General features: G+C 67.6%; 20 protein-coding genes. 12 read left to right on the top strand and 8 right to left on the bottom strand.

Translation table 11 applies throughout. From position 1 onward, the window contains the following. Positions 1-512: 512 nt before the first annotated feature. A complete protein-coding gene (locus BO996_RS14630) occupies positions 513-1901 on the bottom strand; it encodes a GntP family permease (RefSeq protein ID WP_016453662.1) in 1389 nt (462 codons plus the stop codon). A 215-nt stretch (positions 1902-2116) separates the two neighbouring features. Between BO996_RS14630 and BO996_RS14625 the strand changes: the two genes are divergently transcribed. The 8 genes from BO996_RS14625 (at position 2117) to BO996_RS14590 (ending at position 9256) form a co-directional block, all read left to right on the top strand. Continuing rightward, the gene (locus tag BO996_RS14625) at positions 2117-2656 is read left to right on the top strand and encodes a GNAT family N-acetyltransferase (protein WP_071955244.1); all 540 of its coding nucleotides are present in this window, start codon (positions 2117-2119) and stop codon (positions 2654-2656) included. 25 nt (positions 2657-2681) lie between these two features. Then, the gene (locus BO996_RS14620; protein WP_071955242.1) at positions 2682-3470 is read left to right on the top strand and encodes a nucleotidyltransferase domain-containing protein; all 789 of its coding nucleotides are present in this window, start codon (positions 2682-2684) and stop codon (positions 3468-3470) included. A gap of 127 nt (positions 3471-3597) precedes the next feature. Then, on the top strand, positions 3598-4587 hold the full coding sequence (locus tag BO996_RS14615; protein WP_071955240.1) for a LacI family DNA-binding transcriptional regulator: 990 nt from the start codon (positions 3598-3600) through the stop codon (positions 4585-4587). A gap of 79 nt (positions 4588-4666) precedes the next feature. Beyond that, positions 4667-5704 carry an ABC transporter substrate-binding protein gene (locus BO996_RS14610; RefSeq protein WP_071955238.1) on the top strand — a complete coding sequence of 346 codons (1038 nt, stop codon included), beginning with the start codon at positions 4667-4669 and terminating at the stop codon, positions 5702-5704. After that, on the top strand, positions 5701-6558 hold the full coding sequence (locus BO996_RS14605; RefSeq protein ID WP_071955236.1) for an ABC transporter permease: 858 nt from the start codon (positions 5701-5703) through the stop codon (positions 6556-6558). The genes BO996_RS14610 and BO996_RS14605 overlap by 4 nt, the downstream gene beginning before the upstream one ends. Positions 6559-6590: 32 nt before the next feature. Further along, positions 6591-7358, top strand: a complete 768-nt coding sequence (locus BO996_RS14600) for an ABC transporter permease subunit (RefSeq protein WP_083571154.1) — start codon at positions 6591-6593, stop codon at positions 7356-7358. Beyond that, the gene (locus BO996_RS14595; protein WP_071955232.1) at positions 7348-8409 is read left to right on the top strand and encodes an ABC transporter ATP-binding protein; all 1062 of its coding nucleotides are present in this window, start codon (positions 7348-7350) and stop codon (positions 8407-8409) included. Before BO996_RS14600 ends, BO996_RS14595 begins: the two co-directional genes overlap by 11 nt. Next, entirely contained in the window at positions 8396-9256 is an 861-nt protein-coding gene (locus BO996_RS14590; RefSeq protein WP_071955230.1) for a phosphodiesterase, read from the top strand. Before BO996_RS14595 ends, BO996_RS14590 begins: the two co-directional genes overlap by 14 nt. Before the next feature lie 26 nt (positions 9257-9282). Here BO996_RS14590 and BO996_RS14585 read toward each other — a convergent pair whose 3' ends face one another. Beyond that, the gene (locus BO996_RS14585) at positions 9283-10512 is read right to left on the bottom strand and encodes a DUF11 domain-containing protein (protein WP_071955228.1); all 1230 of its coding nucleotides are present in this window, start codon (positions 10510-10512) and stop codon (positions 9283-9285) included. A 332-nt stretch (positions 10513-10844) separates the two neighbouring features. Then, on the bottom strand, positions 10845-11330 hold the full coding sequence (locus BO996_RS14580) for a winged helix-turn-helix transcriptional regulator (RefSeq protein ID WP_012204957.1): 486 nt from the start codon (positions 11328-11330) through the stop codon (positions 10845-10847). Between the two features lie 114 nt (positions 11331-11444). Here BO996_RS14580 and BO996_RS14575 point away from each other — a divergent pair, with 114 nt between their 5' ends. Then, the gene (locus BO996_RS14575) at positions 11445-12743 is read left to right on the top strand and encodes a D-amino acid dehydrogenase (protein ID WP_071955226.1); all 1299 of its coding nucleotides are present in this window, start codon (positions 11445-11447) and stop codon (positions 12741-12743) included. A 56-nt stretch (positions 12744-12799) separates the two neighbouring features. Here the strand turns inward: BO996_RS14575 and BO996_RS14570 are convergent, their stop codons facing one another. Next, the gene (locus BO996_RS14570) at positions 12800-13696 is read right to left on the bottom strand and encodes a LysR family transcriptional regulator (protein WP_013802902.1); all 897 of its coding nucleotides are present in this window, start codon (positions 13694-13696) and stop codon (positions 12800-12802) included. Positions 13697-13846: 150 nt separating this feature from the next. Here BO996_RS14570 and BO996_RS14565 point away from each other — a divergent pair, with 150 nt between their 5' ends. Next, positions 13847-15169 carry an arylsulfatase gene (locus tag BO996_RS14565; RefSeq protein ID WP_063327938.1) on the top strand — a complete coding sequence of 441 codons (1323 nt, stop codon included), beginning with the start codon at positions 13847-13849 and terminating at the stop codon, positions 15167-15169. Beyond that, on the top strand, positions 15166-16188 hold the full coding sequence (locus BO996_RS14560) for a tripartite tricarboxylate transporter substrate binding protein (protein WP_071955224.1): 1023 nt from the start codon (positions 15166-15168) through the stop codon (positions 16186-16188). Before BO996_RS14565 ends, BO996_RS14560 begins: the two co-directional genes overlap by 4 nt. 53 nt (positions 16189-16241) lie before the next feature. On the opposite strand, the gene BO996_RS14555 is transcribed toward BO996_RS14560, so the two are convergent. The 3 genes from BO996_RS14555 to nikR form a co-directional block, all read right to left on the bottom strand. Beyond that, the gene (locus tag BO996_RS14555; RefSeq protein WP_071955222.1) at positions 16242-16958 is read right to left on the bottom strand and encodes a DUF4198 domain-containing protein; all 717 of its coding nucleotides are present in this window, start codon (positions 16956-16958) and stop codon (positions 16242-16244) included. A 10-nt stretch (positions 16959-16968) separates the two neighbouring features. Beyond that, positions 16969-19032 (bottom strand): TonB-dependent receptor, encoded by a 2064-nt coding sequence (locus BO996_RS14550; protein ID WP_071955221.1) that lies wholly within the window; start codon positions 19030-19032, stop codon positions 16969-16971. 84 nt (positions 19033-19116) lie between these two features. Continuing rightward, positions 19117-19575, bottom strand: a complete 459-nt coding sequence (gene nikR, locus BO996_RS14545; protein ID WP_071955219.1) for a nickel-responsive transcriptional regulator NikR — start codon at positions 19573-19575, stop codon at positions 19117-19119. A gap of 245 nt (positions 19576-19820) precedes the next feature. Here nikR and BO996_RS14540 point away from each other — a divergent pair, with 245 nt between their 5' ends. Further along, positions 19821-20180, top strand: coding sequence for a hypothetical protein (locus BO996_RS14540; protein WP_043825588.1), 360 nt, complete (start codon positions 19821-19823; stop codon positions 20178-20180). Here the strand turns inward: BO996_RS14540 and BO996_RS14535 are convergent. Next, entirely contained in the window at positions 20173-21726 is a 1554-nt protein-coding gene (locus BO996_RS14535) for an MFS transporter (RefSeq protein ID WP_071955217.1), read from the bottom strand. The two genes, BO996_RS14540 and BO996_RS14535, sit on opposite strands and share 8 nt — an antisense overlap. Between the last annotated feature and the right edge of the window lie 106 nt (positions 21727-21832).

The following is a 21832-nucleotide window of genomic DNA, read 5'->3' as shown; positions in this document are numbered from 1 at the left end:
GGGACTCCTGTGAGTACATGTTGAAAGGGTTGCGTCGCCGCAAGTTGCTGGTGCAGCACCATGCTGCGGCCTTGGGCCAGCGCAGGATGACCGCTGCACGCAGGCAGCGGAGCATCGAAAAAAGGGAAAAGAGGACCCTGCAGGTGGCAGGGAGAGTGCGGACCCGGGAGGTGGGTTGGATTCGCGTGGTGCTCGCCGTTGAGAGTGACAGTTGCGGACCTCGTCACAGACTTTGTGACAGTGGGCGGCTAACGGCAGCCCGGAGACCGCGAAGGTGTCAGACGGGCACTGAGGAGGCGAACAACAAGGACAGCACCTCCATCAGTATAGGTGAATTGCCAGCCGCGCGTTGAAGCGGCGCCGGGTACCGCATCTGTACGGGGCGGCATTTTCCCTGTCGCGACCGGGGCAATTCGCAGTCGAACCGGAAGAAGTGCCCTCTCTTGGTGGTTGCAGCGGCATCGAAGCGGCCGCCGGCGGCCCGCCTCATGCCTTTCACTCATGCCTTTCACCTATCCCAGCTTGGGCAGCAGATTGAACAGCAGCACCATCAGCAGGCCCACAAAGGACACGATGGACTGGACCACGGTAATCGTCTTGGTGGCCTCGCCCATGCTCATGCCGAACGACTCCTTCACCATCCAGAAGCCCGCGTGGTTGGCGTAGTTGAAGAACAGTGAGCCGCAGCCGATGGCCAGCGCCAGCAGCGGCACGTTCAACGAAGGATCGGAGGCCGCCAGCGGCGCCAGCAGGCCCGCCGCGCCGACGATGCCCACGGTGGCCGAGCCGGTGGACACCGACAGCAGCATGGCGATCATCCAGCCCAGCACCAGCGGAGGCAGGGCGAACTGCTGGGTCATGTGGACGATGGCATCGCCCACCTTGGCGCTGGTCAGGATCTGCTGGAAGGCGCCGCCGCCCGCAATGATGAGCATGATGCCGGCGATGGGCTTGAGGCTCTGGCCCAGCGCGTCGCGCAGCTTCTCGGCATCGGCGCCGCGGAGATAGCCCAGGGTGATGGAGGCAAACACCACGCCCAGCAGCATGGCCACCAGCGGATTGCCCAGGAAGGCCGCCGCATGCAGCAGGCCCGAATCCTTGGGCAGAAGCACCTCGGCCAGCGCATGCACCAGCATCAGCAGCGCGGGCAGCAAGGCGCACAGCACGCCCATGCCGATGCTGGGCGCACTGCCCTCCCCGCCTTCCTTCTTGCCTGATGTGAACTGCTCCAGCAGGGCTGCATCGGGGCGCGTGCTCATGCGCGGCGTGATGAAGGCGCCGTACAGCGGGCCACCCAGCACCATGGCGGGAATCACGGCCAGAAAGCCGTACAGCATGGTCGGGCCGACCGTGGTGTGCAGCGTGGCAATGGCGGTGAGAGGGCCGGGGTGCGGCGGCACCATGCCGTGCATGGCGGCCAGCGCGGCGATCACGGGCACGCCCACATAGACATAGGCCGATCCCTTGAAGCGCTCATTGCTTTCCAGCTTGCGCGCCACGCTGAAGATCAGCGGCAGCATGACCACCAGCCCCACCTCGAAGAACATGGGAATGCCGATCACGAAGGCCACCAGGGTCATGGCCCAGGGAATCATGCGCTCGGACGTGCGCTGCAGGATGGCACTGGCCAGCCGCTCAGTGGTGCCGGAGTCCGCCAGGATCTTGCCCAGCATGGCGCCCAGGGCAATGACCACGCCCACCGCGCCCAGCGTCTTGCCGGCCCCGTTGGTGAGGTTCTTGACGATCTCGCCCGGCGCCATGCCGGTGGCAAAGCCCACGCCGATGGAAACCACCAGCAGCGCCAGCAGGGGATGAAGACGGATGCGCGAGACGATCAGCGCGACGAGGACCAGCACGCTGGCCAGCGCGATGAGCAGCAGTTGGGTATCGAATGAAGACATAGGAAGCTTGGAGTTGTGATTCTTGGCGTTGGACCTCGCCTGCGCGCTTGCGGCATGCGGCATGCCGCAAGCGGTGGGCGGTTTCCAATCGCTACAAATCGTATGCCTGGGCCTGTCGGCGGGTTGTAGGTTTCAGGCTTGTTCACAGAGTTCGCGCTGGCGCCGGTCCACAATCGTGCCTGCCGGGCAAGCCCGGCGCTGCCATCCCGGAACCCATGCGCATACACCATCCCCCCGTACCAGAGCTGCCCGGAATCTCCCTTCGCCAGATCGAACGCTCGGACATCGGCGCCTGGTACGCCTACCTGAGGCTGCCCGCCGTCACCGAGCACACCAGTTGGAACCTCGCCTCAGGCGACGACCTGCTGCCGCTGTTCGATGCGTTCGAGTCCCCGTCCGCCGACTCCCAGCGCCGCCTGGCCGTCGTCGATGCCCGCAGTGGCCGGATGGTGGGCAGCATCGGCTTTCACACCATCTCCGGCGTGAACCGCACCGCCGAAATCGCCTACGACCTCGCCCCGGAGTACTGGGGACGCGGCATAGCCAAGGCCCTGTGCGCGACAGTGACCCAATGGGCCTTTCAGGAATACGGCTTCATCCGCATCCAGGCCGCGATACTGGAGTCGAACCAGGCCTCGGCCAAGGTCGTGCAGGCCTGCGGGTACCGGCATGAGGGGCTGCTGCGTTCGTTCAGGCTGGTTCGCGGAATGCCCAGGGACTATGCGCTCTATGCGCGGCTTGCGGCAGACGAATGAGCGGGCGATAAGCCCAGGCATCCCCATGCACTCCTGCAGCGATCCTCACGCGCCCCGCACTCTGGACCTCATCCCCAACGATCCTGTCCAGCCCGAGTTCCAGCGCCTGGTGGCAGATGCGCGCGCAGCCATCGCCAGCGACCTTGGCGAGGCGCTGGACAGCCTCTACCTGTATGGCAGCGTGGCGCGCGGCTGCGCAAGGGCAGGCTTCTCGGACCTGGACCTGACGATCGTGCTGGCCCGCCCCCTGTCCAGGCAGGAGAGCGCCCGGTTGGAACAATCGCGCCAGGACCTGCAACTACGTCACAAAGAAGTCGTGAAGATCGATTTCGACCTGGGCACTCGGCAAGAGGTGCTGGATCCGGCTCATCTTTACAGCTGGGGCTACTGGCTCAAGCATGAGTGCCGCTGCATCCATGGAGAAGACCTGGCGCAGCAGTTTGAGGCGTTCGAGCCGTCCAGGGCGATTGCACAGGCCGTCAATGGCGACTACGTGCAGGTGCTGAACGACTACCTGCAGCGCATTGCTGCAACCCGGGACGACATGGAGGCCCTGCGTCTGCAACGCGAAGCCGCACGCAAGCTGATCCGGGCCACCAATGTGCTGCGCCCCTGCTCAGGCGGCTTCTGGCCGCGCACGCTGGAGGAGTTCGCCGATTGCTTTGCGCAGCTCCATCCGGAAATGGCGCAGTCCGTGGCTTTCTTTCTGGCGCAGTCAAGGACGCCCGAGGCACCCAGAGCTCGTTTCAACGCAGAGCTTTCGGCCTTCATCAGCTGGATTCGGCGCCAGCGGGCTGCATCTACGGCAGTCTAGGTACGGGGCAACGCCAGGGCCCCAAGCCGCCAGACGCCTGGCTGCCACAAAAGCTTCAAATCTCCGTCACCGCACCGTCACGCGCAGCGGGTGCAATGTAAACGTTTTCAAGAAATCGTTTACATCCATGAGCATCACCGAGGTTGCACGCCGCGCGGGCCTGTCCGTCGCCACTGTTTCGCGGGTTTTCAATTCGCCGGAGGTGGTCAATGCGCAAACGCGCAGCACGGTGCTGCGCGTGGCGCAGGAAGTGGGCTATGTGGCCAATGCCAGCGCCCGCACGCTGCGCACGCGCAGCAGCAAGGTGCTGGGCGTGGTGCTGCCCACGCTCACCAATCCGGTGTTTGCCGAGTGCCTGCAGGGCATTGCCTCACAGGCGGCGCTGCGCGGCTATGCGATTTCGCCCTGCACCACCGAATACGACCACGCCGGTGAAGGCGCGGCCACCACGCGGCTGCTGGCCAGCGGGGTGGATGCGCTGGTGCTGGTGGTCTCCAACCCTGGCGATTCGGCGGCGCTGGCGCGTGTGCGCCAGGCCGGCAAGCCCTATGTGCTGGCCTATCACCACACCCATGAGCATGCCTGCGTGGGCGTGGACAACACGGGCGCCGTCAGGGAGCTGGTGCTGCGCCTGGCTGCGGCAGGCCACAGCCGCATCGGCATGGTCACGGGCCAGTTGCAGGCGTCCGACCGCGCCCAGCAGCGCTGCCGTGGCTATGCGCTGGGCATGCAGGCCGCAGGCCTGGCGCCGCTGCCGGTCTGGGAGGTGCCCTTTGCCGCCACGGCCGTGCAGATGCTGCAGCAGCACCTGAGCGAGCAGGCGCCGCCCACGGCCATTGTCTGCAGCAACGATCTGCTGGCGATACGCACCATCCGCGCGGCATCGCTGGCCGGGTTCCGCGTGCCTGCGGACCTCAGCGTCGTCGGCTTTGACGGGATTGCCATGGCCGGCGATCTCACGCCTTCGCTGGCCTCGATTTCCCAGCCCAACCACGACATCGGCTCGGCCTGCGTGCGCCTGCTGTGCGATGCGCTGGCGGGCAAGAAAACCCTGGCCGCGCAAGACGGCCTGTGCCTGCCGCATGGCTGGCGCAGCGGAGAGTCCTGCCGGCTCTGAAACCAACAACAGCGGCCCGCGCAAGCCAAGGCCGCGCCCTTCCCTTCCCCACGCTCCCCAACCTCGTCGAGTACGCACCATGAAACTGACTGACCTCCCCTTCAAGCTCTCCTTCAAGCCCTCCTTCAAGCGCCTTGCCCTGCTGGCCGCCACCACCGCCGTCTGCGGCACGGCGCTGGCCCAGAGCGCCATCTGCTACAACTGCCCGCCCGAATGGGCCGACTGGGGCACGCAGATCAAGGCCATCAAGGCCGATACCGGCATCACCGTGCCGCCCGACAACAAGAACTCCGGCCAGTCGCTGGCCCAGCTGGTGGCCGAGAAGGCCAGCCCCGTGGCCGATGTGACCTACCTGGGCGTGACCTTCGCCATCCAGGCGCAGAAAGACGGCGTGGTCGCCGCCTACAAGCCCGCCAACTGGGACCAGATTCCCGCCGGCCTCAAGGACCCCAAGGGCGAGTGGGTGACCATCCACTCGGGCACGCTGGGCTTCATGGTCAACAAGGCGGCGCTGGGCGGCAAGCCCGTGCCGCAGTCCTGGGCAGACCTGCTCAAGCCCGAGTACAAGGGCCTGGTCGGCTACCTGGACCCGGCATCGGCCTTCGTGGGCTATGTGGGCGCCGTGGCCGTGAACCAGGCCATGGGCGGCACGCTGGACAACTTCCAGCCCGCCATCGACTACTTCAAGAAGCTGCAGAAGAACGAGCCCATCGTGCCCAAGCAGACCTCGTATGCGCGCCTGCTGTCGGGCGAGATCGGCATCCTGCTGGACTACGACTTCAATGCCTACCGCGCCCGCTACAAGGACAAGGCCGACGTGGACTTCGTGATCCCCAAGGAAGGCACCGTGGTCATGCCCTATGTGATGAGCCTGGTGAACAAGGCGCCGCACACGGACAACGGCAAGAAGGTGCTGGACTATGTGCTGTCCGACAAGGGCCAGTCCATCTGGGCCAACGCCTACCTGCGCCCCGTGCGCGACGTGGCCCTGCCCAAGGAGGTGGCCGGTCATTTCCTGCCCGCCAGCGAGTACGCACGCGCCACCTCGGTGGACTACCAGAAGATGGCCGATGTGCAAAAGGGCTTCTCCACGCGCTACCTGCGTGAAGTGCGTTGAGCCGGGCGGACTGCATCGTGGGCATTCCCTCCCAAGCGCCAGGCGACTGGCGCGCCCGCGCGCTGCTGCTGGCCTGCAGCGCGCCGGCCGTGGCCTTCTTCGCGGCGTTCTGGCTGCTGCCGGCCGGCCTGCTGCTGGCGCTGCCGGCGCGTGAAGGCTGGCGCACCTACTTCGCCACGCTGACCGACGCGCTGTACCTGCAAAGCCTGCTGCAGACGCTGGCCCTGTCGCTGGCCGTGACCCTGGCCACGCTGCTGATCGGCGCGGTGATGGGCATTGCGCTGGCGCGCCACCGCTTCACGGGGCGCGGCCTGCTGCTGTCGCTGCTGACGCTGCCGCTGTCGTTTCCGGGCGTGATCATCGGCTTTTTCATCATCCTGCTGGGCGGGCGCCAGGGCGCGCTGGCCGATCTGTCGGTGGCCCTGGGCGGCGAGCGGATCACCTTCGCCTACGGGCTGCTGGGCCTGTTCCTGGGCTACCTGTATTTCTCGCTGCCACGCGCCATTGCCTCCTACACGGCAGCGGCCGAGGCGCTGGACCTGCACCTGGAAGAGGCCGCGCGCTCGCTGGGCGGCAATGGCTGGCGCGTGGCGCGCGATGTGTGGTGGCCCCAGCTGCTGCCCACCACGCTGGCCTGCGGCGCCATCGTGTTCGCCACGTCGGTGGGAGCCTTCGGCACGGCCTTCACGCTGTCGAGCAAGTTCGAGGTGCTGCCCATCACCATCTACAACGAGTTCACCAACTACGCCAACTTCGCCCTGGCCGCCAGCCTGTCGATCAGCCTGGGGCTGATCACCTGGCTGGTGCTGTGGCTGTCGCGGCGCTGGGCCGGTCCGGCTGCCTCGGGAATCTGACCATGCGGACCACACAAAAAATGCCACCACTGATGTGGCTGGTGACGGCCACCGTCACCCTGTTCATGCTGGCGCCCATGCTGCTGTCGGTGCTGGCCGGGCTGGTGCAGAACTACGGCCAGGGCCTGTCCAGCGGCTTGACCACGCGCTGGCTGGCCGAGGTCTGGGCCGGCTATGGCAATACCGTGCTGATGTCGCTGCTGCTGGCCTGCGCCTGCGTGGCCATGACCTTGGTGCTGGGCGTGCCCTGCGCCTATGCGCTGGCGCGCAGCCGCTCGCCCTGGGCCCGGCATTTCGAGGAGCTGCTGACGCTGCCCGTGGCCATTCCGGGCCTGGCCAGCGCCCTGGCCCTGCTGCTGGCCTATGGCAGCGTGGCCGCCTTCCGCCAGAGCTTTGCTTTCATCCTGGTGGGCCATGTGGTGTTCACCCTGCCCTTCATGGTGCGCATGGTGGGCTCGGCACTGCGCCGCCAGGAGCTGGTGGCGCTGGAGGAGGCTGCGCGCAGCCTGGGCGCCTCGTTCGCGCAGCGCTTCCAGGGCGTGCTGGTGCCTGCCGTGCTGCCCGCCATCGTGGCCGCCTGCCTGATGGTGTTCACCCTGTCCATGGGCGAGTTCAACCTGACCTGGATGCTGCATACGCCGCTGACGCGCACCCTGCCCGTGGGCCTGGCCGACAGCTATGCGTCCATGCGCATCGAGGTGGGCTCGGCCTACACCCTCATCTTCCTCATCGTCATCCTGCCCGTGATGTGGCTGCTGCAGGCGCTGGGGCATTTCATCGAGAAGCATTATGGAAAGTAACAGCGTCGCCATCGACATCCGGCAATGCGCCAAGACCTATGCCGACGGCACGCGCGGCCTGCAGGCCACCGACCTGCGCGTGGAGCCCGGCGAGGTGCTGGCCCTGCTCGGCCCCTCGGGCTGCGGCAAGACCACGCTGCTGCGCATCATCGCGGGGCTGGAGACGCCGGACGCGGGCAGCCGCATCGCCTTCGGCGACACCGACGTCACCCGCGTGCCCATAGAAAAGCGCCAGGTGGGCATGGTGTTCCAGCACTACGCGCTGTTCCCGCAGATGAGCGTGCAGGCCAACATTGGCTACGGCCTGCGCATACGCGGCGCGTCCGAGCAGGAGCAGCGCCGCGTGGTGGGCGAACTGGTGGATCTGGTGCGCCTGAACGGCCTGGAGCACAAGCGCCCGGCCGAACTGTCCGGCGGCCAGCGCCAGCGCGTGGCCCTGGCCCGCGCCGTGGCATCGCGCCCGCGCGTGCTGCTGCTGGACGAGCCGCTGACCGCGCTGGACGCCAAGCTCAAGGAAACCCTGCGCGACGAGCTGGCCCAGCTGCTGCGCCAGCTGCGCATCACCGCCGTCCATGTCACGCACGACCAGCAGGAAGCCATGGCCATTGCCGACCGCATGGCCGTGATGCAGGCAGGCCGCATCCTGCAGGTGGGCGACGGTGAGAGCCTGTACCGCCGACCGGCCCATCCCTTTGTCGCCACCTTCCTGGGGCGCGTGAACCAGGTCGAACGCAGCGAAGACGATGCGCGCAGCAACCGGCTGGCGCTGGCCGGCATGGAGCTGGCCTGCCCGGCCGAATGCACGGGCGCGGCCCGGCTGCTGCTGCGCCCTGAAGACATCGATGTCTGCGCCGCCGGCACGCCGGGCGGCGTGCCCGCATCGGTGGCGCGCCGCGTCTTCCTGGGCGACCGCCTGCAGCTCACGCTGGAACTGGCGGGCCACACGCCGCTGATGGCCGACGTGGCCCGCGACCACGCCGCGCAATCGGGCGACCGCGTGGCCTTGCGCATCGCCCCCCACCAATGGATGCCCAACCATGCCCACGCCTGAAACCCTGCGCCCCTCCATGACCACCTTCCTGGCCCAGCTCACCGACCTGCATATCCGCGAACCCGGCCGCCTGACCTACCGCCGCATCGATACCGCCCAATACCTGGAGCGCACGGTGCAAAGCGTGCTCGCCCTGCCGCAGCAGCCGCACGCCGTCGTGATCACGGGCGACCTGACCGACTTCGGCAGGCCCGCCGAATACGCCCACCTGCGCAGCCTGCTGGCGCCGCTGGGCGAGCTTCCCATCTACCTGCTGCCCGGCAACCACGATGACCGCGACGCGCTGCGCACCGCCTTTCCCGAGCACACCTGGCTGCGCAGCGAAGGCTTCATCCAGTACGCCGTGGACATTGGCGCGCTACGGCTGATCGCGCTGGACACCGTGGTGCCGGGCCACAGCGAGGGCGCGCTGTGCGAGGAGCGCCTGCAATGGCTGGAGCTGCAGCTGGCCGCCAGCGAGGGCCGCCCGGTGGTGATCGCCATGCACCACCCGCCCTTCGAGACCCTGATAGGCCACATGGACAAGATAGGCCTGCTGCAGGGTGCACAGGCACTCGAAGACCTGGTGCGCCGCCACCCCAACGTGCAGCGCGTGATCTGCGGCCACCTGCACCGCAGCATCCAGGTCGCCTTCGGCGGCACGGTGGCCATGACCTCGCCCGCGCCCGCCCACCAGGTCTGCCTGGACCTGGCACCCGATGCGGCATCGGCCTGGACGCTGGAGCCGCCGGGCTTCATGCTGCACGCCCTGCCGCACGGCGGCCGACTGGTCAGCCATGCCGTGGCCAGCGGGCAATTCGACGGGCCGCATCCGTTCTGGGATGCGGACGGGCGGTTGATCGACTGAGCCCGAGCCGGCGCGCCCTGGCCGCGTCAGCGGCCCGCGCCGACCCGCTGGCGCCGCCCCAGCCCCATCCATCCGATGGCTGCAGCCAGCAGGCTCAGGACCGCAAGGGCTGTGTGCTGCAGCGTCGGCACGGGGGTCACCTGGCCACCGCCGGGGGGAGCCGCCACCGTATTGATGGACGCGGAAGCCATGCACGGCACCGTTCCCACGACCTGCCCTGCTTGCATGCACTGCACCGACGGGTCCCCGGCATTCACGGTGGCCACATTGGTAATGGTTGAGGGCGCCGGGTTGGACACGCTGGCCATCACGGTGAAAACCAGCGAGTCTCCTGCCGCGAACACGGGCACCGTGACCGCCAGCGATCCGGAGCCTGACGCCACGGGACATGGCGTGCTGGCGCCGGGCGTACAGATCCAGGTGGCGCGCTCCAGGCCGGCAGGCAGGCTGTCGGCAATCTGCGCCTGGGTGGCGGGCACGGTCCCCGTATTCCTGACGGTGATGGTGTAGCGCACCTCCTGCCCCGCCTGCACCTGGCCTGCGGGCGAGATGCTGTGGGTCAACGACAGGGCAGGATGCACGGCCTCCCTGTGCCAGGACATGACGTTCTGGTTTTGCACGGGCGCCCCGGTCCACGCAACGGACACGCCGTTGCCGGGTATCTCGTAGGTCCCCAAACAGGTGTCGCTTTCCCCCGAATAACTGACCTGCTGGGATGTTTCCGAGAACAAGGACGCGCACATCGCGTTGTTCATGGCACCCAACTGTTCCGTGGCCATTTCAAACCGGCTCAGCATATCCACATCATTGGGAGATCCACCCGGGCCAATTTGATTGATGGAGCGGTGCGGATTGTTTCCCGTCAGCCAGCGTTGAAGGTGGATTCTGTTTCTCACGATATTGGACCCACTGTCCGTGGAAACCCTGAATATGAATGCGCGCACATCCGGATCGGAACTGCTGTAGGTGTTCAATCCGTCCGAGAAACTATAGGAAGTCACCAGCGCCCTTATTTCGCTCTCGTCCAGATTGGGCTGCAAGGGTGCGGCCGTTTCAAACCAGCCGGCCAGGCGGGCGGTCCTCGGAAAATCCTGGCATGAGCCGTGAGACCCCAGGGGACAAGCCGTGCGATCCTGGAAATCCGAGTAGGAGGTTCTCATCTCCCCGTAGTAACGGGTCACTTGCGCGCTGGCGGGGGGGCAGGCCGAGAGTGCTGCGCCGGCCATCAAGGCAGCCATGAGGGCGTGATTTTTCATAGAACTCCCAGTAATAGATAGATTTGCGCTATCAAGGTATCACTGGTATTGAAATTTAAAAATCACCAATCCCCTACAGCCACCATCCAATGACAAATATTTGCAATCCCGCCATTGGAATTGAACTCCAAGTTGTCGTCCTGCCTACTTTTCAACGGAGAACGCCGATGAATGCGGAACTGCATAACAACCCATCTGCCGCCCAATATCTTTTTTGATTGGAATGCACAATACCCAATTTGAATCGAATCTATTGTGACAAAAGTTTCAAATAGTAAATGACAGTGATGAATGGCGGTAGATCCGAACCTGGAACGCCGAGGACGGCACCCTCACCGGTCCACAGGCAGCGCCAGCGTCTCCTTGACCTCTTCCATCACCACATAGCTGTGCGACTCGGCCGGCACGGGCAGTTTCTTGAGGATGTCGCCCAGCAGGCGGCGGTACTCGCGCATGCCGCCCAGGCGGGCCTTGACCAGGTAGTCGAAGCTGCCCGAGACCAGGAAGCACTCCAGCACGTCGGGCACGTGCAGCAGTTCCTGGCGCACCTTGTCGAAGACCTCGCCCGACTTGGACGAGAGCTTGATCTCCACGAACACCAGCAGCGTCTTGCCCAGCGCCTCGGGCGAGAGGTGGGCGTGGTAGCCGGTGATCACGCCATCGCGCTCCAGGCGGCGCACGCGCTCCGAACAGGGCGTGGCCGAGAGGCTGACCTGCTCGGCCAGTTCGGTCATGGAGATGCGGCCGTCGCGCTGCAGGATGTCGAGGATCTTGCGGTCGGTGCGGTCGAGCACGCGGTTTTCACTTTTGGCGGCCATGGCGGCGATTCCCGGGGCTTATCAATCACTGGAGAGTAGCAATATTTCAGTGGTTTCCACTGCCTCATCGTCAATAGACTTTGATTTCATCTTGTTGACCTGGCGGTGAATCGTATGAAAGTCCTTGTTCTTGGCGGCGGTGTCATCGGCGTGACCAGTGCGTACTACCTGGCGCGGGCCGGTGCCGAGGTCACGGTGCTGGACCGGCAGGATGCGCCCGCGTCCGAAACCAGCTTTGCCAACGCAGGCCAAGTCTCGCCCGGCTACTCCACACCCTGGGCGGCGCCCGGCATTCCGCTCAAGGCCCTGAAGTGGATGCTGCAGGAACACGCGCCGCTGGCCGTGCGCCTGGACGGCAGCCTGTTCCAGCTGCGCTGGATGGCGCAGATGCTGCGCAACTGCTCTGCCCAGCGCTACGCCGTCAACAAGGAACGCATGATGCGCGTGGCCGAGTACAGCCGCAGCTGCCTGCAGCAGTTGCGCGCCGATACCGGCATCGCCTACGAGCAGCGCACCGGCGGCACCTTGCAACTGTTCCGCACCCAAGCCCAGCTGGACGCCGTGGAGCGCGACGTGGCCGTGCTGCGCGACTGCGCCGTGCCCTACGAACTGCTGGACCGCGACCAGCTCGCCCAGGTGGAGCCCGCGCTGGCCCAGGCGCGCGACCGGCTGACCGGCGGCCTGCGCCTGCCCAAGGACGAGACCGGCGACTGCCACCGCTTCACCAACGAGCTGGCCCGCATCGCCACCGGCCTGGGCGTGGAGTTGCGCTTCAACCAGAACGTGGATGGCCTGGTGGTCGAAGGCGGCCGCATTGCCGGTGTGCGCGTGAATGGCGAGCTGCTGACCGCAGACCGCTACGTGATGGCCTTCGGCAGCTACTCGCGCCAGGCGCTGGAGCCGCTGGGACTGGACCTGCCCGTCTACCCCGTCAAGGGCTATTCGCTCACCGTGCCGCTGGGCAACCCGGCGCTGGCGCCGCAGTCCACCGTGCTGGACGAGACCTACAAGATTGCCGTCACCCGCTTTGACGACCGCATCCGCGTGGGCGGCATGGCCGAGCTGGGCGGGTTCGACCTGCGCCTGGACCCGCGCCGCCGCGCCACGCTGGAGCTGGTGGTCAACGACCTGTTCCCGGGCGGCGATGTGGCGCGCGCCAGCTTCTGGACCGGGCTGCGGCCCATGACGCCGGACGGCACGCCCATCATCGGCGCCACGCGCTACTCCAACCTGTTCCTGAACACCGGCCACGGCACGCTGGGCTGGACCATGGCCTGCGGCTCGGGCCGCCTGATCGCCGACCTGATCACCGGCCGCAGCCCGGAAATCAGCACCGACGGCCTGGCCCTGGACCGCTACACGCACCGGCCGGCCCGGCATCTGGGGGGCAGCTCCACCCCCGTGTCCGCCTGAGCGCAAGACATCTTGAACACTTGAGGCGGCCTGCACCGGCCCTGCTGAACGGGCCGCTACCCCAGCGTCAGGTCCCGCAGCGCGGACATCAGCGGCGACCAATGGGCTTTGGGGTGGCTGATGAGAAGCCAGCTGCGGCGCGTGCGCAGCTCGGGGATGGGCAGGGACTGCAGGCGCTCGGGATTGCTGCGCAGCACATGGCTGGGCACGTAGCACAGCAGGTCGGTCTGGCCCACGATGTCGATGGTGGCCTCGGTGTTGTGCTGAATCTCCAGGGCCACGGTGGGCGCGCCCAGGCCCTGGGCCGCGAAGGCCTCGTCCACCACCTTGCGCACGGCGGCGCCCGGTGCCGGCAAGGCCCAGGAGTAGCCCTGCAAATGCCCGAACCTCAGGCCCTGCTCCAGCGCCAGCTGGAACAGCGGGTGGCGCGGCCGTGCGGCGGCCCATAGCTCATCCTCGCCGATGACCACCTGGGCGCAGCGCGTGGCATGGCCCGGGTAGGACGGCACCACGGCCAGGTCCAGGCTGCCGTCGAGCAGCGCGCGCTCCAGGTCGTCGGACTTGCCCACGGTCAGCCGCACGCGCAGGCCGGGGCGACGGCGCAGCAGCTCAGCCACGGCCCGGGTGGCGCGGCTTTCCGAAGTGGCCTGCGTGAAGCCCAGGCGGATCAGGCCCACATGCTGGGCCTGGATGTCGCTGGCGGCGCGCATCGTCTCCTCATGCCGCAGCACCAGTTGGCGCGCGGGCTCCATGAACAGCTGGCCGCTGCTGGTCAGCGCCACGCCATGCGTTCCGCGCGTGAACAGGGCCGCTCCCACGCCCTGCTCCACGCGGCGCACGATCTTGGAGACGGCCGGTTGGGTCAGTTGCAGGGCAGCGGCCGCACGCCCGAAATGGCCATGCTCGGCCACGGCCAGAAAGCAGGCCAGCTCGTTATAGGCAAATCCCGTCATGCCATTCCTTGTCAACGAAGAAAAACGAGAAAGCTTGCTACCTTGCCGAGCAAAGCCATTCCAGATGTGCATCGATTTTCGCTGGTTTGGTTATCACCAAGACAGGGCTTGTGGCTAGAGTTTTGGCATGGAAACTTTTTGAGCCACACCATGAACCCACCAAACATCGTGCTCATCGTCGCGGACAACCTGGGTTGGGGCGAGCTGGGCTGCTACGGCGGCGGTGCGCTGCGCGGCGCGCCCACTCCGCGCATAGACCAGCTGGCCTGCGAGGGGCTGCTGCTGCAGAACTTCAACGTGGAAAGCGACTGCGTGCCCACGCGCTCGGCCCTGATGACGGGGCGCCACCCCATCCGCACGGGTGCCCTGCAATCGGTGCCGGCCGGGCTGCCCCAGGGCCTGACGCGCGGCGAGACCACGCTGGCGCAGCTGCTGTCCGCCCAGGGATATGCCACGGCGCATTTCGGCAAATGGCATCTGGGGGACATTCCGGGCCGTTATCCCTCGGACCGGGGTTTCGACGAGTGGTACGGCATTCCGCGCACCACGGACGAAAGCCAGTTCACCGCGACCACGGGCTACGACCCCCTGGTGGCGCCCCTGCCCCACATCATGGAAGGCCGCGCGGGCGCGCCTTCGGACGATGTCAAGGTCTATGACCTGGAATCGCGGCGCAACATCGATGCCGAGCTGGTGGAGCGCTCGCTGGACTTCATGCGCCGCAACCACGCCCGGGACCGCCGCTTCTTCCTGTACCTGCCCCTGGTGCACCTGCACTTTCCCACGCTGCCGCATGCGGATTTCGCGGGCCGCACCGGCCAGGGCGACTTTGCCGACTCCATGGTGGAGATGGACCATCGCGTGGGCCAGATCTCGGACGAGATCGACCGGCTCGGCCTGCGCGAGGACACCCTGTTCATCTTCTGCAGCGACAACGGCCCCGAGTTCCGCCAGCCCTACCGCGGCACGGCCGGCCCCTGGCGCGGCACCTACCACACGGCCATGGAGGGCAGCCTGCGCGTGCCCTTCATCGCACGCTGGCCGGGCCGCATCCAGGCCGGGCGCACCAGCAATGAAATCATGCACGTGACCGACATCTTCTCCACCCTGGCGGCGGTGGCGGGCGCCGCCGTGCCGCAGGACCGGCCCATCGACGGCCTGGACCAGACGGCCTTCCTGCTGGGCGAGCCCCGGTCCGCGCGCGAGGGCTTTCTCTTCTACATCAAGGACCAGTTGCGGGCCGCGAAGTGGCGCGACTGGAAGCTGCATTTCTACTGGGAGCCCGAGGTCAACGAGAGCAAGGGCAAGCTGGAGTCACCCTACCTGTTCAACATCGTGCGCGATCCCAAGGAGGAGCATGACGTGCTGATCTTCAACACCTGGGTGCTCAACCCCATGCTGACCATGGTCCAGCGCTTCAACGAAAGCTGCAAGGCACACCCCAACACCGCGCCCGGCGCCCCCGACCAATGACCTGCGCACCCCTACCCGCCCCGCAGGCCAGCGGCCGCCTGCCGACCACCCGCCGCCATGCACTGCGCCCCCTGGCCGCCGCAGCCCTGCTGGCCCTTGCACTGCCCACGGCCCGCGCGGCCGATTCCCCGGCGCACGCCCCGCAGGGCAAGCCCATCACCTGGATCGTGGGCTTTGCGCCCGGCGGCAGCCTGGACGTGCTGACCCGCCATGTGGCCCGGCAACTGGAGGCCAGGGCCGGTGTCAGCGTGGTGGTGGAAAACCGGCCGGGCGCCTCGGGCGCGATCAGCCTGCAGGCGGCAGCCAAGGCACCTGCAGATGGCCTGACCCTGGTCTCCGTTCCCGGACCGCAGCTGTCCGGCCCGCGCCAGCCCGAGGTGGGCCGCGAGCTGACCGCCGTGGCCGTGATGGCCCGGGGCGCCATGGTGCTGGTGGGCCCGGCCCCGGGTGCGGCCGGCAGCCTGGGCGACCTGGTAGCCGCCATGAAAGCCAAACCGGGCCAATGGAGCTACGCCAGTTCGGGCACGGGCACCTCCCAGCATCTGGCGGGCGAACTGCTCAACGCCCTGGCGGCCACCAGCATGGTGCATGTGCCGTACAAGGGCGGCGGGCAGGCCGTGACCGATGTGGTGGGCGGGCAGATCCCCCTGGCCATGCTGGGCGTGACGCCCGTGCTGCCGCACATCCAGTCGGGCCGGCTGAAGGCCTATGCCGTGACCAGCGCCACGCGCATAGACAGCCTGCCTGATGTACCGACCATGCGCGAGGCCGGCGTACCCGGCTACGAGGCCACCCAGTGGTATGCCGTGGCCGTGCCCTCCGGCACGGCCCCCGAGCGGCTGGCCCAGCTCAATCAGTGGATCAACCAGGCCATACAGTCGCCCGAGCTGCGCCCCACGCTGCAGGCCGCCGGGGCCGTGGCCACGCCCATGTCCCTGCCCGAGATCCAGCGCTTCATGTCCCAGGACAACGCCAAGTGGAAGAAGCTGGCCGCAGACCGGCGCCTGGCGCTGGACTGACCCCACAGCGCCGGGCCACGCCAGGCCGGGCCACGCCGGGCCGCCACCCCCTTTCAATGCGCCGAGAACCCCAGCAGGTACTCGTAGCTGAGGCTGGTGGTGCGCGCATCGCCTGCCACGGGCAGGCGCACGATGGCCAGCAGCTGGTTCATGCCGGCACGCGGTGTGACGGTCACCAGGCCGTCGGCATCGGTTGCCAGTGGCGGACCGCTTTCTCCCAGCGACACGCGCACGCCGGCCCGGGGCTGGCCGTCCAGCAGCACCTGGAATTGCTGGGGCTCGCCCGCGTGGGGCGAGCGGCGGGTCTTGGCGATGATCTCCAGGGTCTGGCCCAGCTTCTCGCGGGTGACCGGGCCCCATTCGAGGATGGTCTTGTGGAACTTGAGCGCATGCACGCCGCTGGTGGCGCCGGGGTTCTCGGTCATGGGCTTTTCAAGCATCGGCCCCTCGCCCACGCGGCTGAAAAATCCGTTGTCGAAATGCGCGGCCAGCAGCGCGGCCTTGCGGGCCGGCGTGGCGCGGGCGCCACCGGGCACGGGCTGCACGGCCACGTCGATGCGGCGGCCGCGCGCGTCATAGGCCTCAACGCTCTTGAGCTTGCCGGCCGCAAAGTTCTCCAGCTGGCCCTCATGGCCGCCGAATTGCACGGTGTAGGCGCCGTCGGCATCGGGCTCCAGCCAGACGTTATGGGCCTGGGCCAGCGGCGCGCAGGCCAGCAGGACCACGAATGCGGCGGTTGCAACGGATGCGAAACAGGGGTTGGATTTCATTTTTTCCTCCTCAAAACTGTGTCTGCACGCCGACCTTGAGCGTGCGCGGCGCGCCGGGCGCGAACAGCGGCACGCCGCGGATGACCGAGGCCGACGTGGCATAGGCCTTGTCCCCCAGGTTGGAGACCACGGCGTAGATGCGGCTGCGCGCCGAAGGCAGGCGCCAGCTCAGGCCCAGGTCCCAGGTGGCGTAGCCGCCGTAGAACACGCTGTTGTCGGCAGTGACCGCATAGCGGCCCACGCGGCGCCAGGTGAGCGTGCCCTCCCACTGCGCCAACGGGCGCCAGGCCAGGCCCACGGTGGTGGTCTGCCGGGGCACGCCGGCCACCTGGTTGCCGACCAGGGCCGGATTGCCGTTTTCGGTCACGCGCGAATGGGCGCTGCCCCAGGCCAGTTGCAGGTCCAGGTTCTTGCGCACGGCCCACAGCGCGCTGGCCTCCACGCCCGTGCGGCGCGTGGCGCCGAAGTTCTCGTACACGCCGGGCGCCAAGTTGCGGATCTCGCCCGAGGACTGCAGGCGATAGGCGGCCACATCCAGCACCAGGCCCGGCATGGGCTTGATCTGCGCGCCCACTTCGGTCTGCCGAAAGATGTTGGGATCGAGCCGCGCGGCGCCCAGCGCGTACTTGGCGAAATCGCTGGCCAGCGCAAATCCTTCGGACCAGTTGGCGCGCAGCAGCACGCCCGGCGCCACCTGCGAGCGCAGGCCCAGCTTGGGGCTGGCATGCGCCGTGCGCGCCAGCGGGCCACAGGGGTCGCTGCCCGTCTCGAGGCCATTGGGACGGCAACCGCCCGTGAAGCGATCCCAGCGCAGGCCGGCGGACAGCTGCAGCAGGCGGTGAACGGGCGCATCCACCTCGGCAAAGGCCGAAAGGGTGTTGAGCCTGGAATTGCGGTCGTCAATGGCTGCGCCCGTGCGCTCGCGCCATTGCAGGCCGTCGTAGAACTGGTAGTCGGTGGACTCGCGCACGGCCTCCAGCCCGGCCACCCAGTTGAGCGGGGTCAGCGCCGTGACATGGCGGCCATTGAGGCTGGTGCCGGCGCCGTAGACGGCGCGGTCATAGCTTTCTTCGCGCTGGCGCCACTGCAGTGCGTCGATGGGCCGGCTGAACCAGCGCGTGAAGCTCTGCTGCGTGGTGTAGGCATAGCCCAGCCAGGTCAGCCGTGGCGAGAGCGCGTACTGCACATCGGCGCGCAGCGTGGCGAAGTTCTTGCGCGTGCCATCGTTCATGGCGCGCGGGTCCATGCCTTGCGGATCGCGCGCGAACTGCCCCGCCGTCAGGTACGACGGCGAATCGCCCTCACCATGGTGCAGCCGCGCCGACAGCGCCACCTCCAGCTGCGGCGTGAGCCGCTTGCTCCAGCGCAGCGCCGCCGTGCTGCGCTGGAACTGCGACTGCGCGCGAAATCCATCGGTGCGGTAGTGCTGGGCCGCCAGGTTCAGGAATTCGCCCTCCCCCGGCTTCAGCCCCAGCGCCGCCTGAGCGTCCAGCGTGCCGTGCGAGGCCAGGCTCACGTCGGCCTCGCGGTAGGGGGTGTAGTCGCCCTGCTTGCGCGTCTCTATCGCCATCAGCCCTGCGCGGTTGAAGTTGCCGTACAGCGCGGACACGGGACCCTTGTAGATGCTGATGCGCTCCATCTCCAGCGGCACGATCACGCCCAGGTCCACATAGCCGTCGGCATGCGACATGGCCTCGTTCAGTGGAATGCCGTCCAGCACCACGCCCACGTCGCCGCCATGGCCGCCACCGCCGAAGCCGCGCATGACGATGGCGTCACCCACGCCGGACAGCTGGTAGTTCTGCACATTCATGCCCGGCACCTGGCGCAGCAGCTCCTGCGGATGGCTGACATGGGCGTTGGCGATGTCCTCGGCCTCGATCACCGTGGTGGTGTAGGCGGCCGAGGCACCGCGCGCGGTCTGGCCCTTGACCTCGACAGGCTGCAGGCTGGCCGTGGCGTCGCCCGCCTGCTGCGCACCGACATGGGGAATGCAACCCAGGCCCAGCAGGCCAGCTGCTGCAATCTGGTGCACGGCAAGGCGCCGGGAAGGGGAATTCAGGGGATGTGTCATGCGTTTCCAGGAGTTGTATGAAGAAAAAAGCAAACTTCATACCGACCTGCATGACAGGGGCTGCGCGCCCGGCCCCGGACTGCCTCAATCGTCGTGCGAATGCGGATGGTGGTGCACGTGATCGTGCCCGCCAAGCTCTGCCCTGCGCACCATCACCACGTTGAGCTGGCCGTGGTGCACGCCGCGCTCGGCCGTGATGGTGTCGGCAAAGCGCCGCACGGCGCTGGCCGGGCCGCGCAGCATGACGGTTTCAATGCATTGCTCGTGGTCCAGGTGCACATGGGTGGTGGCCATGTGCAGTTCATGGTGGTCGTGCTGCAGGCTGGCCAGGCGCTCGGACAGATCGCGCTCGTGGTGGTTGTAGACATAGGACAGGTTGGCCACGCACAGGCCGTCGGCGTCCTCGCGCTCGCGCACCTGGGCCAGGTGGGCGCGCAGCACGTCGCGGATGGCCTCGGAGCGGTTGTCGTAGCCGCGCGCGGCGATCCATGCGTCGAAATCACGGGCCAGGTCGTCGTCGATGGAGATGGTGAAGCGTTCCATGGGCAGCAGAAGTGGGGAAACAGGTGGCGGGAACAAAAAAGGTCGGCATCACGCAGGATGTGCCGGCCATTGTCCGGCCATCCAGGCCGGTGCCCTGCATGCAACACCCGCGCCAATCACTGTCGGCGCAGGCTGGCAATAGCGACAAACCACCACGGTCATGCTTTGTTCACATTCGCGCAATATCCGGTTACCCTGATCGAGGTTGCGCAGTGCGCACCGTCGATCGCTGAAAGGGGCGCGGCATGCAGTATTCATTCGATCAGCTTCTGGACATGCTGCTGTCCCTGCTGGAGGCTGCGCCCGCCTGTTCCTCGCGCGAACAGTCCTTCGAGCAGCTGCGCACGCTGTGGCTTCAGACCCACAGCTATTTCGCGGCCCCCGAGACCGAGCTGCGCCGCATCAGTACACGCCGGCTGGAAGACTTTCACGGCTGGAAGGACCTGGACAAAGACCCCTGCTACCTGGACCACGATCCCGGCAACGGCAGTGCCCTGCGCATCTACCTGCACCGCGATGGCGGCATGGTGATACAGCGCCTGCAGGGCGATGGCCGGCAGATCCTGTTCTCGCGCCTGGGCGTGCAGTTGCAGCCTGCTAGCTGAGCCTGCGCCCGGCCTGCGGGGCCAATTGCTCCGGGGAAGACAGGGTCCGGCCCTTGCGCTCCAGCAGCCACAGCACGGCCAGCGCCGTGACCACCGCCAGCCCCGCCAGCAGCAGCAACAGATCGTGGAAGGCCGCGCCGTACACCTGCGCAAGCAAGCCGTCCTGCCCCGGCAGCGCCTGGGCGGCGCGCGCCAGATCGGCCTGGGCCAGCTGCCCGGCCATCTCGCGCCGCAGGCCCGCATCGGGCGACAGCCCGCCAAGCCGCCCCTCCACCAGCACCGACAGCACGGCGCCCGCCACGGCCAGGGCCACGCCGTCCGCCGAGATGCGCACGGTGTTGAAGATGCCCGTGGCCATGCCCACGCGGTCTGGCGCCACGGTGCTCACGGCCAGCCCGTCCATCAGGCCCCAGGGCAGGCCAATGCCGGTGCCTATCAGCAGCAAGGGCAGCGCCAACGCCGGACCGACGCCCTGCCCGAAGGCAGCCGCCAGCCACCACAGGCCCGCCGCAGCCAGCAGCAGACCGGCCGCCGACAGCCGGCCCGGGCTGATCCAGCGCGACAACAGGCCCACCAGCAGGGCCGCCAGCAGCGGCACCACCAGCAAGGGCGCCGCCAGCCAGCCCATCATGCGGCCCGCCGCCAGCGGGCTGAGGCCCTCCACGCCGATGAAGCGCCCGGGCAGCATGACCACCAGAGAGATGAACAGAAACGCCGGTGACGCCGCCAGCAGCTGCACGCCCAGAAAGCGCGGCTGCGAGAACAGCGACAGATCCAGCAACGGACGGGCCACGCGCCGCTGCACCGCCACGAAGACCACGAGCAGCACGGCGGACAGCACCAGCGGCCCCAGCACCTCGGCATGGAGCCAGCCGCGCTCGGGCACCATCAGCACGCCGTAGGTGAAGCCGCCCAGGGCCAGGGTGAACAGGACTGCGCCCAGCCAGTCGGGCCGGTCGGCAGACAGGGCTTCATCGCGCCGCGCGCTGGCCATCACCATGGGCAGGCCCAGCAGCGCCACCAGCCCTGTCCCATGGAACACCCAGCGCCAGCCCAGGCTGTCCACCATCAGGCCCGACACCCAGGGGCCGAAGGCCAGGCCCAGGCCAAAGGTCGTGCCCAGCAGGCTGAAGGCCCGCATGCGCGCCGCGCCCTCGAACAGCGGCGCCAGCGAGGACATGGCCGCCGCAAAGGCCACTGCCCCGCCCAGCCCCTGCAGCAGGCGCAGCCCATCGGCCCAGCGCAGATCGGTTGCCAGGCCCACGCCAAAGCTCAGCAGGCCGAACCAGACCAGCCCCAACAGCCACAGGCGGCGCCGGCCATGGATGTCGGTCAGGCTGCCGGCCACCATCATGGCGCTGCCGTAGCTCAGGATGTAGGCATTCATGATCCAGCCCAGCTGGGAGGGCGTGCCGCCCAGCTCGGCATGGATGGAAGGCAGGGCCACGGCCGGGCCCGTGAAGCTCAGGGGAATCAGCAGCCCCGTCAGGCAGACGGCCAGCAGTTGCAGCCATTTGAGGGGGCTGCCGCGAGAGAGGGAAGACATGGTTTGTGCGCCATTTCAAGAAACGACCGCCAGCGTAGGCCCGTCTTCATCTGAGACAATCCATCTTCATTTCCGAACACTTGAGACACTAGAGTCTCAAATCATC

This window comes from Delftia sp. HK171 (genome assembly GCF_001886655.1).
In the GTDB taxonomy this organism is placed as follows: domain Bacteria; phylum Pseudomonadota; class Gammaproteobacteria; order Burkholderiales; family Burkholderiaceae_C; genus Comamonas; species Comamonas acidovorans.
Note: the sequence above shows the minus strand (reverse complement) of the source record. Positions and strands in the feature narration are given on the sequence as shown.

Excerpts from the sequence above, each read along its gene's own strand:
- BO996_RS14600 (WP_083571154.1), top strand. The coding sequence starts at position 6,591 with ATGTGGCTGGTGACGGCCACCGTCACCCTGTTCATGCTGGCGCCCATG.
- BO996_RS14535 (WP_071955217.1), bottom strand. The coding sequence starts at position 21,726 with ATGTCTTCCCTCTCTCGCGGCAGCCCCCTCAAATGGCTGCAACTGCTG.
- BO996_RS14595 (WP_071955232.1), top strand. The coding sequence starts at position 7,348 with ATGGAAAGTAACAGCGTCGCCATCGACATCCGGCAATGCGCCAAGACC.
- BO996_RS14625 (WP_071955244.1), top strand. The coding sequence starts at position 2,117 with ATGCGCATACACCATCCCCCCGTACCAGAGCTGCCCGGAATCTCCCTT.
- BO996_RS14555 (WP_071955222.1), bottom strand. The coding sequence starts at position 16,958 with ATGAAATCCAACCCCTGTTTCGCATCCGTTGCAACCGCCGCATTCGTG.
- BO996_RS14615 (WP_071955240.1), top strand. The coding sequence starts at position 3,598 with ATGAGCATCACCGAGGTTGCACGCCGCGCGGGCCTGTCCGTCGCCACT.
- BO996_RS14630 (WP_016453662.1), bottom strand. The coding sequence starts at position 1,901 with ATGTCTTCATTCGATACCCAACTGCTGCTCATCGCGCTGGCCAGCGTG.
- BO996_RS14570 (WP_013802902.1), bottom strand. The coding sequence starts at position 13,696 with ATGACGGGATTTGCCTATAACGAGCTGGCCTGCTTTCTGGCCGTGGCC.
- BO996_RS14540 (WP_043825588.1), top strand. The coding sequence starts at position 19,821 with ATGCAGTATTCATTCGATCAGCTTCTGGACATGCTGCTGTCCCTGCTG.
- BO996_RS14585 (WP_071955228.1), bottom strand. The coding sequence starts at position 10,512 with ATGAAAAATCACGCCCTCATGGCTGCCTTGATGGCCGGCGCAGCACTC.
- BO996_RS14590 (WP_071955230.1), top strand. The coding sequence starts at position 8,396 with ATGCCCACGCCTGAAACCCTGCGCCCCTCCATGACCACCTTCCTGGCC.
- nikR (WP_071955219.1), bottom strand. The coding sequence starts at position 19,575 with ATGGAACGCTTCACCATCTCCATCGACGACGACCTGGCCCGTGATTTC.
- BO996_RS14620 (WP_071955242.1), top strand. The coding sequence starts at position 2,682 with ATGCACTCCTGCAGCGATCCTCACGCGCCCCGCACTCTGGACCTCATC.
- BO996_RS14565 (WP_063327938.1), top strand. The coding sequence starts at position 13,847 with ATGAACCCACCAAACATCGTGCTCATCGTCGCGGACAACCTGGGTTGG.
- BO996_RS14550 (WP_071955221.1), bottom strand. The coding sequence starts at position 19,032 with ATGACACATCCCCTGAATTCCCCTTCCCGGCGCCTTGCCGTGCACCAG.
- BO996_RS14610 (WP_071955238.1), top strand. The coding sequence starts at position 4,667 with ATGAAACTGACTGACCTCCCCTTCAAGCTCTCCTTCAAGCCCTCCTTC.
- BO996_RS14580 (WP_012204957.1), bottom strand. The coding sequence starts at position 11,330 with ATGGCCGCCAAAAGTGAAAACCGCGTGCTCGACCGCACCGACCGCAAG.
- BO996_RS14575 (WP_071955226.1), top strand. The coding sequence starts at position 11,445 with ATGAAAGTCCTTGTTCTTGGCGGCGGTGTCATCGGCGTGACCAGTGCG.
- BO996_RS14560 (WP_071955224.1), top strand. The coding sequence starts at position 15,166 with ATGACCTGCGCACCCCTACCCGCCCCGCAGGCCAGCGGCCGCCTGCCG.